The following is a 16,522-nucleotide window of genomic DNA, read 5'->3' as shown; positions in this document are numbered from 1 at the left end:
CTTGTGTCCCGGACCGAAAGGCCTCCCGTGTCCCCAACTGCCGCCCGAATCACAGGGATCGACACCTTCGACATCCGTTTCCCCACCTCGCGCGAGCTCGACGGCTCCGACGCGATGAACCCCGACCCCGACTACTCGGCCGCCTACCTGGTGCTGCGCACGGACGCCGGCGACGGCCTGGAGGGGCACGGGCTCACGTTCACCATCGGACGGGGCAACGAGGTGCAGGTCGCCGCGATCGAGGCGCTGCGCGGACACGTGGTCGGACGGAGCCTGGACGAGGTGTGCGCCGACCCCGGCTCGGTGTTCCACGCCCTGATCGGCGACAGCCAGCTCCGCTGGCTGGGCCCGGAGAAGGGCGTGATGCACATGGCGATCGGCGCGGTCGTCAACGCCGTCTGGGACCTGGCCGCCCAGCGCGCCGGCAAGCCGCTGTGGAGGCTGCTCGCCGAGGCCGACCCCGAGTGGCTGGTCCGTCAGATCGACTTCCGCCACATCACCGACGCGCTCACCCCCGAGGAGGCGCTGGAGCTGCTGCGGCGCGGCAAGCAGGGCGCCGACGAGCGCACCGCCCACCTGCTGGCCCGGGGCTACCCCGCCTACACCACCTCCGCCGGCTGGCTCGGTTACTCCGACGACAAGCTCACCCGACTCGCCGCGCAGGCCGTCGCCGACGGCTTCCGGCAGATCAAACTGAAGGTCGGCGCGGACCTCGCCGACGACGTACGCCGCTGCCGGGTCGCCCGCTCCGTCGTCGGCCCGGACGTGCGGATCGCCATCGACGCCAACCAACGCTGGGACGTGGACGAGGCGATCACCTGGACCAAGGCGCTCGCCGAGTTCGACCCGTACTGGATCGAGGAGCCGACCAGCCCCGACGACATCCTGGGCCACGCGGCGATCCGCAGGGCCGTGGCCCCGGTGAGGGTCGCCACCGGCGAACACGTGCAGAACCGCATCATCTTCAAACAGCTCCTCCAGGCCGGGGCGATCGACGTGCTCCAGATCGACGCGGCCCGCGTCGGCGGCGTCAACGAGAACCTCGCGATCCTGCTGCTGGCGGTCAAGTTCGGGGTGCCGGTGTGCCCGCACGCGGGCGGCGTCGGGCTGTGCGAGCTGGTCCAGCACCTGTCGATGTTCGACTTCGTCGCGCTCTCCGGGACGACCGAGGACCGGATGATCGAGTACGTGGACCACCTGCACGAGCACTTCCTCGACCCGGTGGTGATCCGGGAGGGTCACTACACGGCACCCGCCACGCCGGGCTTCTCCGCCGCGATGCGGCCCGAGTCCATCGCGGAGTACACGTTCCCCGGCGGCGCCTTCTGGGCCGCCGACATCGAGGGCAAGAAGGGGCACGCCGCATGAGCGACTTCGAGGGCCTCAGGGCCCTGGTGACCGGCGGGGCCTCCGGCATCGGGCGGGCCACCGCGGAGCTGCTGGCGGAGCGCGGGGCCCAGGTGGCCGTCCTGGACCTCGACCCCTCGCAGGTCGAGAAGCCGCTGCTCGCCCACCGGGCGGACGTCGGCGACGACGCGTCCGTACGGACCGCCGTCGCCGCCGCCGTCGCCGGCCTCGGCGGTCTGGACGTGCTGGTCAACAACGCGGGCATCGGCGCCCAGGGCACGGTGGAGGACAACGACGACGAGCAGTGGCGGCGGGTGTTGGACGTCAACGTGCTCGGCATCGTCCGGACGACCCGAGCGGCGCTGCCGCACCTGAGGAAGTCCGCCCACGCGGCGATCGTCAACACGTGCTCCATCGCCGCCACGGCGGGCCTGCCGCAGCGGGCCCTGTACAGCGCCAGCAAGGGTGCCGTGTACTCGCTGACCCTCGCCATGGCCGCCGACCACGTCCGCGAGGGCATCCGCGTCAACTGCGTCAACCCCGGCACGGTCGACACGCCGTGGGTCGGCCGCCTCCTCGACGCGGCCCCGGACCCGGCCGCCGAACGGGCGGCACTGGAGGCCCGCCAGCCCACCGGCCGGCTGGTCACGGCCACCGAAGTGGCGGGCGCCATCGCCTACTTGGCGAGCCCCCTGTCCGGCGCGACCACGGGCACGGCGCTCGCCGTGGACGGCGGCATGCAGGGCCTCAGGCTGCGGCCGGTGGGCCGGTGAGCGCGCTCGGCGGGAGCGGAGTCGAGGTGACCCCGCTGGCCTTCGGCGCCGCCGGCATCGGCAACCTCTACAGCGAGGTGAGCGAGGAGCAGGCGTACGACGCGGTCCAAGCCGCCTGGCACGGCGGGATCCGCTACTTCGACACCGCCCCGCACTACGGCCTCGGCCTGTCCGAACGCCGCCTCGGCGCGGCCCTGCGCGAGCACCCCCGCACCGCGTACACGGTCTCCACCAAGGTGGGCCGCCTGCTTGAGCCCACGGACGAGGGCGGCGACGACCTCGCGAACGGCTTCGCGGTCCCCGCCACCCACCGCCGCGTCTGGGACTTCAGCGCGGACGGCGTACGACGCTGTCTCGAAGCAAGCCTCGAACGGCTCGGCCTGGACCGGGTCGACGTGGTCTACCTGCACGACCCGGACGACCACGCCGAACAGGCGTTCCGCGAGGGCTACCCGGCGCTGGAGAAACTGCGCTCCGAGGGCCTGGTGGGGGCGATCGGCGCGGGCATGAACCAGGCCGAGATGCTGACCCGGTTCGTGCGCGAGACGGACGTGGACGTGGTGCTGTGCGCGGGCCGGTACACCCTGCTCGACCAGCGCGCCCTGACCGGGCTGCTGCCCTCGGCGGCCGAACGCGGGGTGTCGGTCGTCGTCGGCGGCGCCTTCAACTCCGGCCTGCTGGCCGACCCGCGGCCGGGCGCCACGTTCAACTACGCGACCGCCCCCGAGGAACTGCTCGGCCGCGCTCTGCGCCTGAAGGCGCTGGCGGAACGCCACGGCACCACGCTGCGGGCCGCGGCCCTGGCGTTCTGCTCCGCGCACCCGGCCGTGGCGAGCGTACTGGTGGGCGCCCGTTCGGCGGCCGAGGTACGCGACTGCGCCGAGCAGTTCGCGGCGACCGTACCGGCCGGATTCTGGCAGGAGCTGAGAGAAGCCGGCCTCCTGCCCCCGCACGCCCCCGTGCCCACTGAGGAGCCGTGATGAGAGTAGCCCTGCACACCAAGGTCCGAGCCGACCGCGTCGAGGAGTACGAGGCCGCCCACCGGGAGGTGCCGAAGGAGCTCACGGACACGATCCGTGCCGCCGCAACGACCTCCTGGACCATCTGGCGATGGGGGTACCCCCTGCTCGAGCGAAGCCGAGAGCTCGGGGGAGGGACCGACCTGTTCCACGTGCTGGAGTGCGGGGACTACGGGCGTCTGCCGGCCGAGCTGGAGAAGCTGCCCGTCAACGTCGCCTGGCACGCACGGATGGCGGAGCTGCTCGACGTGGTGCACGACTACTCGGCCGAGGGTGCGGACGCGGGCCTGCCGGTGGTCTGGGAGCTGCCGTGACCGTGGACGCGCACCACCACGTGTGGGACCTCTCCGTCCGCGACCAGGACTGGATCAGGGGCCCGGAACTCGAGCCGATCCGCCGCAGCTTCACGATCGCGGACCTGGAACGTCTGGCCCGCCCGGTCGGCGTGGACCGCACCGTACTGGTGCAGACGGTCACCGTGGCCGAGGAGACGCCGGAGTTCCTGGCCCTGGCGGATCGGAACGAGATCGTCGCGGGCGTCGTCGGCTGGACGGACCTGACGAGCCCCGACGTGGCGGACACGCTGGCCCGCCTGCGGGAGCTGCCCGGGGGCTCGTATCTGCGCGGCATCCGCCACCAGGTCCAGGGCGAGGCGGACCCCGAGTGGCTGCTGCGCCCCGACGTACGCCGAGGCCTCGCCGCCGTCGCGGACGCGGGCCTGGTCTACGACCTGCTGGTGCTGCCCCACCAGCTCCCGGCGTGCGTCAAGGCGGCTCAGTCGCTCCCCGCACTCACCTTCGTCCTGGACCACTTGGGCAAACCCCCGATCGCCTCCGGAACCCTGGAGCCGTGGGCGTCCCGCATCCGCGCCCTCGCCGCTCTGCCGAACACGGTCTGCAAACTGTCGGGCATGGTGACGGAGGCGGACTGGAAGACCTGGCGGGTGGAGGACCTGCGCCCCTGCACCGACACGGTCCTGGACGCCTTCGGCCCGTCCCGGCTGATGTTCGGCTCGGACTGGCCCGTGTGCACGCTGGCGGCGTCGTACGCGGACGTGTCGGACACAGCGGCGGTGCTGACGCAGGGCCTCCGCGACGACGAGCGCCACCAGATCTTCGAGGACACCGCCACCCGCGTCTACCGCCTTTGAGTCACCGGCGCGGCCAGCCGGGTCGGTGGCATGAACTCGCGGACGTAGATGCGGTGCCAGCAGGCCCCCGTCTCCCGCAGTTCACGCCACGTCGTGTACCGGTAGTGGAAGAGGCGCGCCCGGATGTAGCGCGGCGGCTCGTCCGGGGGGAAGGGGGAGCGGCGCAGGAGCTTCAGGGTGTCGCGATCGTTCTCCAGGAGACGTTCCACCAGGCCGCCGAACCAGGACCCCGCGTACGCGGGGGACAGCGCCGCGAACCACATCAGCCAGTCGAGCCGCAGGTGGTACGGGGCGAACTGGCGCGGCCAGTGCCGTGGATCGCCCGGTTTGCCCTTGAACTCGTACTCCCGCCACTCGGAGTCCTCCCGCGGCACGTCGTCCGCCGTGCCCTCCACCACCACCTCGTACCGGATCCGGCTGACGCTGCCGAACGCGCCGTAGGTGTTGACCAGGTGCAGCGGGTCGAAGGAGCGGTTCATGATCTGGCCGCGGGAGATCATGTTGCGTACCGGCTGGTAGCTGAGGGCGAGCAGGCCCGCGCCGACCGCCAGGACCAGGACCTCGTACCACAGGGGAGCAGCGGAGACCTTCGGGGCAGTGGTGGGGAACAGGACCGCCGACAGGCCCAGTACGATCGTGATCCAGTTCAGCCAGGAGAAGTTGCCCGAGAGGACCAGCCACAGCTGCGTCACGATCATCAGGGACGCGGCGGCCGTCGCGACCGGCTGCGGGGTGAACAGCAGGACCGGGACGACCAGTTGGGTGACGTGGTTGGCCGCCACCTCCACCCGGTGCAGCGGCTTCGGCAGATGGTGGAAGAACCAGCTCAGCGGGCCCGGCATCGGCTGCGTCTCGTGGTGGTAGTCCAGGCAGGTCAGCTTCCGCCAGCAGGCGTCCCCGCGCATCTTGATCAGCCCGGCGCCGAACTCCAGGCGGAACAGGATCCAGCGCAACAGGAACAGCACCACGATCGGCGGCGCCACCTCGTCGTTGCCCAGGAACACCGCCAGGAAGCCGACCTCCAGCAGCAGCGACTCCCAGCCGAAGGAGTACCAGGTCTGGCCGACGTTGACGATCGACAGGTACAGCAGCCACGGGATCAGCCACAGCACCATCCCCGCCCACAACGGCACCAGCGAGTCGGCCCCCGCGACCAGCGCCGCCGACACCGCGCACCCCGCCCACGACCAGGCGGCGAAGAAGCGGTCCGAGTAGTGGAAGTGGAAGACGCTGGGCGCCAGTCTGAACGGCACCCGGGCGACGTACCGCGGCACCGGCAGCATGCCGCGCTCCCCGATCAGCGCCCGGAACTGCAGCGCGGCGGTCAGGAAGGCGACGAGGTACACCACCGCCAGGGCCCGCTGGAAGACCAGTCGGCTCAGCCAGTACTCCGGTGCGACGAACCAGTCCACGGCAACCGCTCCTCTCCCTCCAGTGTGACCCGGTACCCCCGGCCGAACCGGTCAGCCCGTCACTCCGTGTACACCTCGGCTCGGCCTGCGTAACCCGACGACGGCGGCCCGGCCCACACGGCCGCACCGGACCGCCGGCCCGGGGACCGCCGGCCCGGGGACCGCCGGGCCGGGGACCGCCGGGCCGGGGACCGCCGGGCCGGGGCCCTGGGCGACCTGGTCGGCAGAAGTCGAAGAATCCGGCAATCCCTGGCATGGTGGCCCCATGGTTGATCGGGGAGGGAGCACTCTGCCACTCCCGGAGGACTGGCCCGCCCACCCGGATCCGATCCTGGTGCTCAACCTCATGGGCAGCTTCGACTGGGACCTGGACACCGGGCTGTTCCACATGGACGCCCGGGCCCACGAGATCTTCGACATACGCCCCGAGGACTACGACGGCCGCCCCGAGAGCCTGCGGTCGCGCGTTCCACCGTCCGAGGGCCGCCGCGTCGACGCCCTGGTGGCCCGGGCCATCAAGGACGGCAGCGAGAACTACGGCACCTACTTCCGCGTCCGCTGCCGCGACGGCACCCTGCGCTGGACCCACACCCAGGGCTACATCCGGCGCGACGAGACGGGCCGCCCCCGCAGGATCATCGGCATCGTGCGCGACGCCACCCAGGAGCTGCGCGACGGCCTGGCCCGCAGGGAACAGCTGGCCCAGGACGAGGCGCTGCGCCGGCAGACGAGCATCGTCGAGTCCACCACCGCCGCGCTCGCCCACGCCCGCACCGTCCAGGACGTCATCGACGTCCTCAAGGACAGCCACGGCCTCACCCACCTGGGTGCGGCCAGCCTCGTCATGGGCCTGGTGGAGGCGGGCCGCATCCGGATCGTCGCCGAGGGCCCCGAGGGCAGCTCGGTGCCCGGCACCCGGGTCACGCGCGTCGACGATGCCTATCCGATGAGCGAGGTGGTACGGACCCTCCGCCCGCGGTTCATCGAGTCGCCGGAGGAGTTCGCCGAGCGCTACCCCGTCCTGTGGCCGCACCTGACGGACCTGCGCATCACCTCCGCCGCCTATCTGCCGCTCGTCGCGCAGGCCCGCCCCATCGGCGCCATGGGCCTGCTCTACGACGACCGGCGCGGCTTCACCCCCGACGACCGCAACGTCCTCGTCGCGCTCGGCAGCTGCATCGCGCAGAGCCTGCAACGCGCCATGCTCTACGAACAGGAGAAGGACCTCGCCCAGGGCCTCCAGCAGGCGATGCTGCCGCGCTCCATCCCCAGCGTGCCCGGCGCCGACGTCGCCGTCCGCTACCGCTCGGCGGCCCTCGGCCGGGACATCGGCGGCGACTGGTACGACCTGATCCCGTTGCCCGGGGACCGGGCCGGCGCCGTCATCGGTGACGTACAGGGCCACGACACCCACGCGGCCGCCGTCATGGGTCAGCTGCGCATCGTCCTGCGCGCCTACGCCGCCGAGGGCCACCCGCCCGCCACCGTGATGGCCCGTGCCTCCGTGTTCCTCAAGGAACTCGACACCGAACGCTTCGCGACCTGCCTGTACGCCGAGGCCGACCTGGCCACCGGAGTGGTGCAGCTGGTCCGCGCCGGCCATATCGACCCGCTGCTCAGGCTGTCCGAGGGCACCTGCCGGCGGTTGCCCGTCGAGGGCGGTCTGCCGCTCGGGCTGTCCGCCGAGTTCGACCGCCTGGAGTACCCGGTCACCACGGTGGAGCTGGACCCCGGCCAGACCCTGGTGCTGTGCACCGACGGCCTGATCGAAGAGCCGGGCGCCGACCTCGACGAGGGCGTGCACACCCTTCAGGAGCTGGTCTGCGCCGGCCCGGACGATGTGTGCGACCTCGCCGACCGGCTCATCGACGTGGCCGAGGAGCGGGGCGGCGACGACGACGTGGCCCTGCTGCTCCTGCGGCGCCGGGGGCTCACCCAGCGGTCCGGCGACCGCCTCCGCCGGCACGTCCCGCCCGGTGACCCGGAAGCCCTCACCGCCGCCCGGCACATGATCCGCGCCGCCGTCCGCGCATGGGGTGCCGGCGAGCGCTCCGACGAGATCGAACTGGTCGCCGACGAGCTGATCACCAACGTCCTCGTGCACACCGAAGGCACCGCCGTCGTCACCCTGCGGGTCCTCACCGGCCACGCCCGCCGCTTCCGCGTCGAGGTCGAGGACGCCTCCAGCGCCCTGCCCCGCCGCCGCGACGCGGGCGAGTCGGAGGTCTCCGGCCGGGGCCTGCTGCTCGTCGACCGGCTCGCCGACATGTGGGGCGTGGAGGCCCGCGGCGGCGGCAAGGTCGTCTGGGGCGAGTTCACGGTCCAGGAACGCGGCTGACGGGCGCGACGGGTGGCGACGTCGGTGGCGGGTGGCACCCTGGACACATGCCGGAACTGCCCGAGGTCGAAGCACTCAGGGACTTCCTCGCCGACCGTCTCGTCGGCCACGAGGTGGTCCGGGTGCTGCCCGTCGCGATCAGCGTCCTGAAGACGTACGACCCACCGGTCACCGCCCTCGAGGGCCGCGAGGTCACCGCCGTAGCCCGGTACGGCAAGTTCCTGGACCTGGACGCCGGCGGACTGCACTTCGTGACACACCTGGCCCGGGCCGGCTGGCTCCAGTGGAAGGACCGCCTGCCCGACGGCGTGCCCCGCCCCGGCAAGGGCCCGCTCGCGCTGCGGGTCGCGCTGGAGACCGGGGAGGGCTTCGACCTGACGGAGGCGGGCACCCAGAAGCGGCTGGCGGTGTACGTCGTCGGCGATCCGCTCCAGGTGCCGGGCATCGCCCGCCTGGGTCCGGACCCGCTGGCCGACGGCTTCGGCGAGCAGCGCCTCGCCGAGCTCCTCGCGGGGGAGCGGCGTCAGATCAAGGGCGCGCTGCGCGACCAGAGCCTGATCGCGGGCATCGGCAACGCCTACAGCGACGAGATCCTGCACGCCGCCCGGATGTCCCCGTTCAAGCTGGCCTCGTCGCTGTCGCCGGAGGATGTGCACCGCCTGTACGACGCACTGCGCACGACGCTGACCGAGGCGGTCGAGCGTTCGCGCGGCGTGGCCGCCGGACGTCTGAAGACGGAGAAGAAGACCGGACTCCGGGTCCACGGCCGCACCGGCGAGCCCTGTCCGGTCTGCGGCGACACCATCCGTGAGGTCTCCTTCAGCGACTCCTCGCTGCAGTACTGCCCGACCTGCCAGACGGGCGGCAAGCCACTGGCGGACCGCAGACTGTCCCGGCTGCTCAAGTAGGCAGACTCTCCCGGCTGCTCGAGCAGAGGGGGGCGGCGCCCGTCAGGGGGCCTTCAGCGTGACCAGGCGCTGTCCGTCCCTGGTGCGCACATCGAAGTGGTCGATCTGGTCCGACCGCATCCCCGTGCCGCCCTGGAGCGTGGTCGGCTCACCGTCCTCCGCGGGATCCATCCAGCTCGCCACCGTCTGCTCCGAACCGTCCTTGCCGACCGCGACGAGCCGGCAGGGATGCGGCCCCGACCGGTCCTTGACCGTCACGTCGATCTGGCTGCCCCAGACCTCGTCGTGCGCGGTGATCCGCGCCCATACGCCCGTGTCCGGGTCGGTCGCGGTCATGGCCGTCGCGGTGGTGGACGTCGAGCCGTGCCCGGCGACCAGCGCCGTCGTCGGCCCTCCGACCGCGAACACCACGGCCGCCGCGACCGCGTACAGCCACCGCCTGCGCCCGCTGCGGTGCTTGGTCGCCACCTCGTCGAGCAGCCGCTCAAGCAGCCGGGGCCCGGGCGCCGCGAAGGGGTGCACGGACCGCGGGGTCGCCCTCCGGTAGAGCATCAACTGACGCGCGGCGGGGCGGAACTCCGTCACGTGCGCCGCGCACGTCGGGCACTCCATGAGGTGGTCCTCGAAGCGGAAGGCTTCCGCCTCGTCCAGCACGCCCAGCGCGTAGGCGCCGACGTCGCGGTGGCGTTCCAGGGACCTCATACCAAATCCTCAGGCCGGGGGGCGGGGTGGGGGTGGTGCTGCTGTTGCCCACCGGTACGGACCAGGCGGCCGAATCACTCAAGGCCGTTACCGAATCGCGGCCAAGAAAGGCATTCGGAGCCGCCGGGCCGGCGGATTGGTCGTCCCGGAAAACTTCTTCAGAAGAGATGGATGGCGAGATGTCCCAGGGGGAGTCCCAGCTGCCAGGCCGGCGTCCACACCTTGGGGCCGTCGTCCTCGCCGACCACCGGGCCGCCGCCGGGCACCGCGTCCAGATCGGGGGCGAGCAGCTCGGTCTCCTCCAGCCAGCGCCAGGCCGCCGTGGCCAGCTCCAGGTCCGGCGCCGGGCCGCCCGACCGGGCCGCTTCCGCGGACAGCTCCGCCATCCGCTCGCACACCCAGTCCTGCCAGGGCTGGTCGTACGCCGTCAGCGAGAGCCAGGTCTCCAGTTGCGAGACGACGCGGATGCGGGAGAGCTCGCCACCCGTGTCGGACAGGAAGATCGTCAACGCCAGCGCGTCGCGCCCGGCGCGGAACTCGAAGGACGTCGGCGGCATCAGGTCGCCGGTCCGCAGCAGCTCGTCCGCGATGTACTCGGCGTACAGCCATGCCATGGGAACGGTCAGTTCACCGCCGTCGGTGCCGTCCGTGCTCTCGTGGCCTCTGTGCAACATCCCTTCCTGCCTTCCTCCGGTGCGTGCGCGTCGCCCGAGACTCGGGCCCCAGTCCGCAACACGGATGAGGCAAGCCCATTGCTCAACCATGGTCCGCAGCAAGGCGCTTTGCGAAGGCTTGACTCTGGCTTCGGTTTCACCGCAGGTCCGCCGCGTATCCCGGAAGGACCCGGCGCAGGGCGCGCAGGGCGTAGTACGCACGGGACTTCACAGTACCGGGCGGAATCCCCAGGGTTCGGGCGGCCTCCGCCACACTCGCCCCGTGGAAGTACACCTGCACCAGGACTTCCCTGTGCTCGGGAGTGAGTGTCTTCACAGCCCGCCGTACGTCGAGCGTCGCGGCGGCCCGTTCGGCGTGGTCGGCCATCACGCGGGCGTTCTCCGGGACGGCGTCCCCGACCTCGGCGGGACGGGCCTGACGCGCCCGCTTGGCGTCGATGGCGAGCCGCCGGCCGACGGTGAGCAGCCAGGGGCGCACGGAGTCGAAATCGGGCGCGCGCAGCGCTTCGGGGTGTTGCCAGGCGCGTACGAACGTCTCCTGCAACAGGTCCTCGGCGCGCTGACGGTCACCGTCCGAGAGCCTGAGCAGCAGCGCGAAGAGGGGACGGCCGTGCTCGCGCTGCAACTCGGCCAGCTCGTGCTCGGCGGTCGTCCCGGTGGTGGGGGTGGTGCTTCCGGCCGTCATGGGCGTATGGCAACCCGCCTTCGCCCGCCGGGACAGGGCCGGGACGGCGCGGTGCGGTGGGCGGTCGCTGTTCGTCGGTGAACGGTGCGGTGAGCGGTCGACCGGAGAGGCGCGCCGGGCTTCCGGGTGTCGGGCCAGGGGGTCGGATCAGGGGGTCTGATCAGGGGGTCGGCGGGGTCTTGGCCAGCTCGGAGCGCCGGTAGGAGTAACCGAAGTACACGATCTGGCCGATCAGGAACCACACGGCGAACCGCACCCATGTCTCCCACCGCAGGAACGTGATCAGCCAGAGCGAGAAGACCACGCCCACCGCGGGGAGGAACGGCATCCACGGCGTGCGGAAGGTGCGCGGCAGGTCCGGCTGCCGGTAGCGCAGCACGATCACCGCCGTGCACACCACGACGAACGCCAACAGGATGCCGATGTTGGTCAGTTCGGCCACCTGGGCGATCGGCAGGAACCCGGCGATGAGGGCCGAGGCGATCCCGACGATCCATGTCACACGGGTCGGGACGTGACGCGTGGGATGTGTCTTGGCGAACCACGAGGGCAGCAGTCCGTCACGCGACATGGAGAACCACACCCGGGTGACGCCCAGCATGAACGTGAACATGACGGTGAGGATGCCGATGACGGCCCCGACCGCGATCACGTCCGCGAGCCCGCTGAGACCGACCGCCTTGAACGCGCTGGAGAAGCCGCTCTCCTTGTCGATGTGCTGGTACTTCTGCATGCCCGTCAGGACCAGGCAGGCCGCCACGTACAGCACCATCGAGATCGCCAGCGAGTAGACGATCGCCTTCGGCATGTGGCGCTGCGCGTCCTTGGACTCCTCCGCGGCCGTCGACATGGCGTCGTAGCCGAAGACCGCGAAGAACACGGTCGCCGCACCCGTGAACGCGCCGCCGACGCCGTAGGGGAAGAACGGGTGGTAGTTGCCGCTGTCGATGTGGAAGACGCCGACACCGATCACCAGCAGCACGACGAGGATCTTCAGCGCCACGACGAACGTCTCGAAACGGGCCGCGTTGCGGATGCCGAGGTTCAGCAGGTACGCGATCAGCAGGCACAGCACGAGCGCGAACAGGTCCACCCGGTGTCCGGCGCCCGTGCCCGGCGCTCCCAGCATCCACGCCGGCAGGTGCGCGCCCATCTCGCCGACGAGGAAGCCGAAGTAGCCGGAGATGCCGATGGCGACCACCGCCACGATCGCCGTGTACTCCAGCAGCAGGTCCCAGCCGATGAACCAGCCGGCGTACTCGCCGAGCACCGCGTAGCCGTACGTGTAGGCCGATCCCGCCTTCGGGATGAGCCCGGCGAACTCGGCGTACGACAGGGCGGCGGTCGCGCTCGCCAGGCCCGCGATCAGGAACGACACCAGGACCGCGGGTCCGGCGGTGCCGTTCGCGACCGTGCCGGCGAGGGTGAAGATGCCGGCGCCGATGATCCCGCCGACGCCGATCGCCGTCAGCTGCCACAGGCCGAGCGAGCGCTCGAGCCGGGTGCCCTCGCCGACCTCCGTCTCGTCGATGTGCTCGATGGGTTTGCGGCGGAGAATTCCCTCGCCCTTACGGAGTCCGGCCATGAGCCTCACCTCTTCGCGGACCTCTTCGCGGACGGCAATGCACTGGCCGGATCATGATGGCGCAGCTGCGCCGGGGAGGGAAGACGGCGACGTCCCTACGGTACGACTGTTACGGGCCAGCGGCCCGCCTTCACCAGGCGGATCGCCACCGAGCCGACGATGCGGTGGCCGGCCTGCTCCGACGCGCCGACCACGACGGCGTCCGCCTTCAGCTCCTCGGCGGCCTTGACCAGGCCGTTGTACGGGTCGCCGCGGAAGGTGTGGAACTCCCAGCGCACGTCGAATATGCCCTTCACCCGCTCGGCGGCCTCACGGATCTGGGCGACCAGTTCCTCGGCGATCTCGTCGGTCGTCTCCGCCACCGGAACCCCGAGCGCCGCCCCGGCCGCCATCACCGGCTGCACGTACACGACCGCGAGCAGCGCGTGCTGCCGCCGGGCGAGACCGCCGGCGTAGGCCGCGGCCCGCAGCGACGAGTCGGAGCCGTCCACCCCGACGAGGATGACCTTGGGCCCGTCCGTGCCCCGCTCGAACTGGTGCGAGTGCTGTTCCGTCACATGGGCGAGGCTATCGGAATCTGCAGGTCCGGTCCGCTGCGGCCGGGGACTGGAGGGCGGCGTCGCCCCCGGCGTCGTCGTCCTCTCGCACGACGCCGGCGGCGACCGCTCACAGATCGCGGCGGCACTTCGCGACCATCCGCCGGTCCTGCTGGACGCCGGCCACCACCTCACCGTGCCGAGGAGGCGGTCGACCCGAACACCCTGCCGGGCAGGTGCGCCGGTCCCGGCCGGCCCCCGCTCAGCGCACGGCCACCATCCGGGCGAACACCACCACGTTCCCCGCGTAGTTCCCGTCGACGAACTCTCCCCCGCAGGTGATGACCCGCAGTTCCGGCGCCCCCTTGTTCCCGTAGACGTGGTCACCCGGGAAGTGGGCCTTGTCGACCACCTCGTTGCCGTAGACCTCGAACACGGCGGTCCTGCCGTCCTGGCGCCGGACTTCGATGTGATGGCCCTTGCCCAGTGCACCGAGCCCGTAGAAGACGGCCGGCCCCTCACGGTTGTCGACATGGCCGACGATCACGGCGGTGCCCTTCTCACCGGGTGAGACAGCGCCGGTGAACCAGCCCGCCAGGTTCGGATCCTCGGGCGGCGGGGCGGCCACCCAGCCGGACGTGTCCAGGCCCACGGGTATGACGGGGGCGTCGATCTGGAGCGCCGGGATGTGGACACGTTCGACCGCGGAGTACGGCAGCGGATCGGGCGTCTCCGAGACGCCGGCCCCCGAGCCCGACCCCGACCCCGAGCCCGAGGCCGAGCCGGGGCCCGAGCGGGAGTCGGGGGCCGGGGCTGCCGCCTTCGCGGGCTGGGGCGGGCCCACAGGGGACTCGCCCGAACCGTTCCGCACCAGGGCGAGACCCGTCAGCAGCACCAGCGCGATCACGCCCCACGGGGCGCGTTTGCGCTGGTGCCCGCTCTCTCCTCCTTCGGCCGGCCCGGAAGCAGACATTCGCCATCCCCTCCCGGCGCCGCCGTCTCGGCGCGCCGTTCACGCTGTGACGGTCAGGAGGTGCTGCCGCGGCCACGGCGGCGCGTAAGCTGCCAGGCCGCGCCGACCGAGACCAGGACGAGGGCGGCACCGAGGCCGGTCTTCTTCAGGTCGAAGCCGCCGATGCTGCCACCCTCACCGGCGTGCACGCCGTGCTGTGGCCGCTCCGCCTCGCCCCGTCCGTTCTCACGGCCCGAGCCCTCGTCCTGCGACTCCTCGTCGCGGTCGTTGCGCCCGGCGGTCATGACGAGCTGTCGGTGGCCGGCCTGGTGGCCGCACTGGAACAGCACGTCGAACGTGGTGCCCGGCAGAGCGTTCCGGCCGACCGTGACCGTGGCCGAGTTCCGGCCGCGGGGGATGGTGACGTCGTCGAAGGCGCCCGAGAAGACCTTGGCGTCTTGGTTGCAGCCCCGCACCGGCAGGTTGACCCGCCCGCCGGGGGCGACCGCGGCCGGTTCCAGGTTGTAGGAGAAACCCGAGTGGCCCGCGCCGGCCTCCCCGCCTCGGGCGACGGCCGTCGTACACGCCGTGAGGGCCAGGGCACTGACGCCCAGCATTGCGGCCGAGGCGAGGCGAATCGCGCGCATGGTGAGCCTCCAGGTCTCCGAGGAGCCGTGCCGCGGACCTGTTCCGCTTGCGTAGGAAATGCACCTCGTTGCCCGAAACGCTAAGAAAGGGGGCGGCCGGGCGCGATCCCAGTAGAGCGAATGGGGTACGGGAATGTGCCGCTCAGGGGAGGCGGGGCGGTGAAGGGGGGCGGGCGCGGAGGGTGGCCGCCCGCTTGAGGACGCGGTGGGTCCGCCCGAGCCGTGGAGGGCGGGGGCCGCCCGCCCCCGTATGGGGACGGGGCCCGTCAGCCGTGCAGCTGTGGGAACAGCGCCAGGAACGGCTCCGAGGAGGCCGAGACGCCCCGGCTGTAGGGCGCGTCGAAGTCCCAGATCAGGAAGAGCAGGAAGGCGATCAGCGCCGAGAAGAGCCCCGCCAGGAGGAGTTCGCGGGCCGTGCGCCGGATCTGCAACGCGAACACCATCCCGATGGTGACCACCGCCCCCGCGATCAACCCGAACCACACCACCGGCGGCATCGTCGAGCCGGTGGACTCGGCGCGCGCGTTGCGCGCCCCGTCGGCCGCCGTCACCTGGTCCACGAGCGGTTGGTACGCCTGCGCCTCGTAGTCCGTCTTCGGGTGGTAGTCGGTGACGTCCTGACGGATCCGCTGGAACAGCTCCTGGCCGCGGGCGGTCACCTCGCCGTGATCGGCCATGGCCTTCCACTCGGTGGTGACCACATGGCCGACATACGCGTTGACGTCGGCGCGGACGCGGTCGCGGACGTCGGCCGGATAGACGCGGACGCGCTGCGAGATCTCGTGCAGCGCCTGCGCCTCGGCCTGCACATGGTCCTGGGCGGCGCTGCGGGCCTCCCACACCCCTGCGATGGCCAGGCCCAGCACGATGGCGTACACCACGCCGATCCACATCGTCATGTACTCGATCACGTCCGGGGTCTCGGACGGGTCCTCGTCCACGGCGGCCGTACGGGCCCGGACCAGGGTCACCACGACCACGACGGCGCACGCGGCCGCCATCGCGAGGGTGAGAACAAGCCATTCCGACAACAGGTGCCTCCAGAGATCAGCGCGGACGCAGCGCGGCGATGGCGAACACCGCGGGCGCGACGATGAGCAGGGTGAACGTGAGCGGCGACGGCCCGTCGTGGGGCGGCCGCGGGTGGGACACGGGGTGGTAGGCCGGATAGCGCACCGGGGTCGGTGCGGGGTGCGGGCTCGGCCCGGGCGGGGGTGTCGGCGACGGCGTCGGTGCGGGCGGAGGGATGCGGACGGGGGTCGGGGCGGGTCTCGGGACCGGCCGCGGGGCCGGCGGAAGGGCGCGCGGCGGGGGCGGCGGCACGGGCTTCGGTGTGGGATGCGGCCGCGGAGGTGGCGGGGGCTCGGGCGGCGGCTTGGGGGTGGGCGTCGGAGTCGGGGTCGGCGTGGGGCCGGGTGGCGGCGTGGGACTCGGGCTCGGTGCGGAGCACGGCGGCGTGGGCCAGAGGTCGCCGCCCGCGACCGCCACCGCCTCCGTGCCGCCCGGGCCGGTCGAGGCGTACGCGCACGCGTCGGCCGACGCCGCCCCGGCGGGAACGCCCACGAGGAACCACGCCAGCGTCACCAGGGCCAACCCCCGGGTGACGAGGGCCGTTCGGGGCCGTTGGGGTCGTTGCACGACCGAGATCATCGGCTTCGCCGCGCCCCCGCACGCCCGGGCCCCGGCGAATTGCCTCGAAGGAAGGAGATCCGCCTTCGAGGCGTTTTGGGCAACCACGCCCGCTCCATGCCGAGTTGGGCACATCCGTGCGAGGGGTGCCGGGGGCGGGCCGGG

At 72.1% G+C, this 16,522-nt stretch carries 17 protein-coding genes and 1 pseudogene; 8 read left to right on the top strand and 10 right to left on the bottom strand.

Annotation, left to right across the window (positions count from 1 at the left end):
- Nucleotides 1–27: 27 nt before the first annotated feature.
- The 5 genes from SY2F82_RS27690 to SY2F82_RS27670 are packed head-to-tail and all read left to right on the top strand — an operon-like array spanning nucleotide 28 to nucleotide 4,289.
- On the top strand, nucleotides 28–1,368 hold the full coding sequence (locus SY2F82_RS27690) for an L-fuconate dehydratase (protein WP_200421877.1): 1,341 nt from the start codon (nucleotides 28–30) through the stop codon (nucleotides 1,366–1,368).
- Complete coding sequence (locus tag SY2F82_RS27685) at nucleotides 1,365–2,120, top strand: SDR family NAD(P)-dependent oxidoreductase (protein WP_200421876.1); 756 nt, start codon at nucleotides 1,365–1,367, stop codon at nucleotides 2,118–2,120. Before SY2F82_RS27690 ends, SY2F82_RS27685 begins: the two co-directional genes overlap by 4 nt.
- On the top strand, nucleotides 2,117–3,100 hold the full coding sequence (locus SY2F82_RS27680; protein WP_200421875.1) for an aldo/keto reductase: 984 nt from the start codon (nucleotides 2,117–2,119) through the stop codon (nucleotides 3,098–3,100). Before SY2F82_RS27685 ends, SY2F82_RS27680 begins: the two co-directional genes overlap by 4 nt.
- Nucleotides 3,100–3,453, top strand: coding sequence for an L-rhamnose mutarotase (locus tag SY2F82_RS27675; protein WP_200421874.1), 354 nt, complete (start codon nucleotides 3,100–3,102; stop codon nucleotides 3,451–3,453). Before SY2F82_RS27680 ends, SY2F82_RS27675 begins: the two co-directional genes overlap by 1 nt.
- On the top strand, nucleotides 3,450–4,289 hold the full coding sequence (locus SY2F82_RS27670) for an amidohydrolase (RefSeq protein WP_200421873.1): 840 nt from the start codon (nucleotides 3,450–3,452) through the stop codon (nucleotides 4,287–4,289). Before SY2F82_RS27675 ends, SY2F82_RS27670 begins: the two co-directional genes overlap by 4 nt.
- Here SY2F82_RS27670 and SY2F82_RS27665 read toward each other — a convergent pair.
- Complete coding sequence (locus tag SY2F82_RS27665) at nucleotides 4,277–5,701, bottom strand: lipase maturation factor family protein (protein ID WP_200421872.1); 1,425 nt, start codon at nucleotides 5,699–5,701, stop codon at nucleotides 4,277–4,279. The two genes, SY2F82_RS27670 and SY2F82_RS27665, sit on opposite strands and share 13 nt — an antisense overlap.
- A gap of 265 nt (nucleotides 5,702–5,966) precedes the next feature.
- On the opposite strand from SY2F82_RS27665, the gene SY2F82_RS27660 reads away from it, so the two are divergent.
- Nucleotides 5,967–8,039, top strand: a complete 2,073-nt coding sequence (locus SY2F82_RS27660) for a SpoIIE family protein phosphatase (RefSeq protein ID WP_200421871.1) — start codon at nucleotides 5,967–5,969, stop codon at nucleotides 8,037–8,039.
- A 47-nt stretch (nucleotides 8,040–8,086) separates the two neighbouring features.
- Nucleotides 8,087–8,947, top strand: a complete 861-nt coding sequence (locus SY2F82_RS27655) for an Fpg/Nei family DNA glycosylase (protein WP_200421870.1) — start codon at nucleotides 8,087–8,089, stop codon at nucleotides 8,945–8,947.
- Between the two features lie 42 nt (nucleotides 8,948–8,989).
- Here the strand turns inward: SY2F82_RS27655 and SY2F82_RS27650 are convergent, their stop codons facing one another.
- The 5 genes from SY2F82_RS27650 to SY2F82_RS27630 all read right to left on the bottom strand — a co-directional run bounded on the left by SY2F82_RS27650 (nucleotide 8,990) and on the right by SY2F82_RS27630 (nucleotide 13,150).
- On the bottom strand, nucleotides 8,990–9,649 hold the full coding sequence (locus SY2F82_RS27650) for a zf-HC2 domain-containing protein (RefSeq protein ID WP_200421869.1): 660 nt from the start codon (nucleotides 9,647–9,649) through the stop codon (nucleotides 8,990–8,992).
- A 158-nt stretch (nucleotides 9,650–9,807) separates the two neighbouring features.
- Complete coding sequence (locus tag SY2F82_RS27645; protein WP_200421868.1) at nucleotides 9,808–10,323, bottom strand: hypothetical protein; 516 nt, start codon at nucleotides 10,321–10,323, stop codon at nucleotides 9,808–9,810.
- A 136-nt stretch (nucleotides 10,324–10,459) separates the two neighbouring features.
- Nucleotides 10,460–11,008, bottom strand: a complete 549-nt coding sequence (locus tag SY2F82_RS27640; protein ID WP_200421867.1) for a sigma-70 family RNA polymerase sigma factor — start codon at nucleotides 11,006–11,008, stop codon at nucleotides 10,460–10,462.
- 160 nt (nucleotides 11,009–11,168) lie between these two features.
- Nucleotides 11,169–12,593, bottom strand: coding sequence for an amino acid permease (locus SY2F82_RS27635; protein ID WP_200421866.1), 1,425 nt, complete (start codon nucleotides 12,591–12,593; stop codon nucleotides 11,169–11,171).
- Between the two features lie 95 nt (nucleotides 12,594–12,688).
- Entirely contained in the window at nucleotides 12,689–13,150 is a 462-nt protein-coding gene (locus SY2F82_RS27630; RefSeq protein ID WP_200421865.1) for a universal stress protein, read from the bottom strand.
- Nucleotides 13,151–13,199: 49 nt separating this feature from the next.
- On the opposite strand from SY2F82_RS27630, the pseudogene SY2F82_RS39150 reads away from it, so the two are divergent.
- Nucleotides 13,200–13,343, top strand: a pseudogene (locus SY2F82_RS39150) (polysaccharide deacetylase family protein); the annotation flags it as partial.
- Between the two features lie 48 nt (nucleotides 13,344–13,391).
- Here SY2F82_RS39150 and SY2F82_RS27625 read toward each other — a convergent pair.
- The 4 genes from SY2F82_RS27625 to SY2F82_RS27610 form a co-directional block, all read right to left on the bottom strand.
- The gene (locus SY2F82_RS27625) at nucleotides 13,392–14,102 is read right to left on the bottom strand and encodes a class F sortase (protein WP_200421864.1); all 711 of its coding nucleotides are present in this window, start codon (nucleotides 14,100–14,102) and stop codon (nucleotides 13,392–13,394) included.
- Nucleotides 14,103–14,155: 53 nt separating this feature from the next.
- Nucleotides 14,156–14,728 (bottom strand): hypothetical protein, encoded by a 573-nt coding sequence (locus SY2F82_RS27620; protein ID WP_200421863.1) that lies wholly within the window; start codon nucleotides 14,726–14,728, stop codon nucleotides 14,156–14,158.
- 266 nt (nucleotides 14,729–14,994) lie between these two features.
- Entirely contained in the window at nucleotides 14,995–15,759 is a 765-nt protein-coding gene (locus tag SY2F82_RS27615; protein ID WP_200421862.1) for a DUF4239 domain-containing protein, read from the bottom strand.
- A gap of 16 nt (nucleotides 15,760–15,775) precedes the next feature.
- Nucleotides 15,776–16,366 (bottom strand): hypothetical protein, encoded by a 591-nt coding sequence (locus SY2F82_RS27610; RefSeq protein WP_236041831.1) that lies wholly within the window; start codon nucleotides 16,364–16,366, stop codon nucleotides 15,776–15,778.
- Nucleotides 16,367–16,522: the final 156 nt, after the last annotated feature.

Source organism: Streptomyces sp. Y2F8-2, from assembly GCF_014905555.1.
Taxonomy (GTDB): Bacteria; Actinomycetota; Actinomycetes; order Streptomycetales; family Streptomycetaceae; genus Streptomyces; species Streptomyces cynarae.
The sequence above is the reverse complement of the archived record's forward strand: the minus strand, read 5'-3'. Positions and strand labels throughout refer to the sequence as shown.

Bases quoted from the DNA above. Each gene is read 5' to 3' on its own strand.
- SY2F82_RS27650 (WP_200421869.1), bottom strand. From the start codon at position 9,649: ATGAGGTCCCTGGAACGCCACCGCGACGTCGGCGCCTACGCGCTGGGC.
- SY2F82_RS27635 (WP_200421866.1), bottom strand. From the start codon at position 12,593: ATGGCCGGACTCCGTAAGGGCGAGGGAATTCTCCGCCGCAAACCCATC.
- SY2F82_RS27640 (WP_200421867.1), bottom strand. From the start codon at position 11,008: ATGACGGCCGGAAGCACCACCCCCACCACCGGGACGACCGCCGAGCAC.
- SY2F82_RS27645 (WP_200421868.1), bottom strand. From the start codon at position 10,323: ATGTTGCACAGAGGCCACGAGAGCACGGACGGCACCGACGGCGGTGAA.
- SY2F82_RS27675 (WP_200421874.1), top strand. From the start codon at position 3,100: ATGAGAGTAGCCCTGCACACCAAGGTCCGAGCCGACCGCGTCGAGGAG.
- SY2F82_RS27620 (WP_200421863.1), bottom strand. From the start codon at position 14,728: ATGCGCGCGATTCGCCTCGCCTCGGCCGCAATGCTGGGCGTCAGTGCC.
- SY2F82_RS27625 (WP_200421864.1), bottom strand. From the start codon at position 14,102: ATGTCTGCTTCCGGGCCGGCCGAAGGAGGAGAGAGCGGGCACCAGCGC.
- SY2F82_RS27655 (WP_200421870.1), top strand. From the start codon at position 8,087: ATGCCGGAACTGCCCGAGGTCGAAGCACTCAGGGACTTCCTCGCCGAC.
- SY2F82_RS27660 (WP_200421871.1), top strand. From the start codon at position 5,967: ATGGTTGATCGGGGAGGGAGCACTCTGCCACTCCCGGAGGACTGGCCC.
- SY2F82_RS27685 (WP_200421876.1), top strand. From the start codon at position 1,365: ATGAGCGACTTCGAGGGCCTCAGGGCCCTGGTGACCGGCGGGGCCTCC.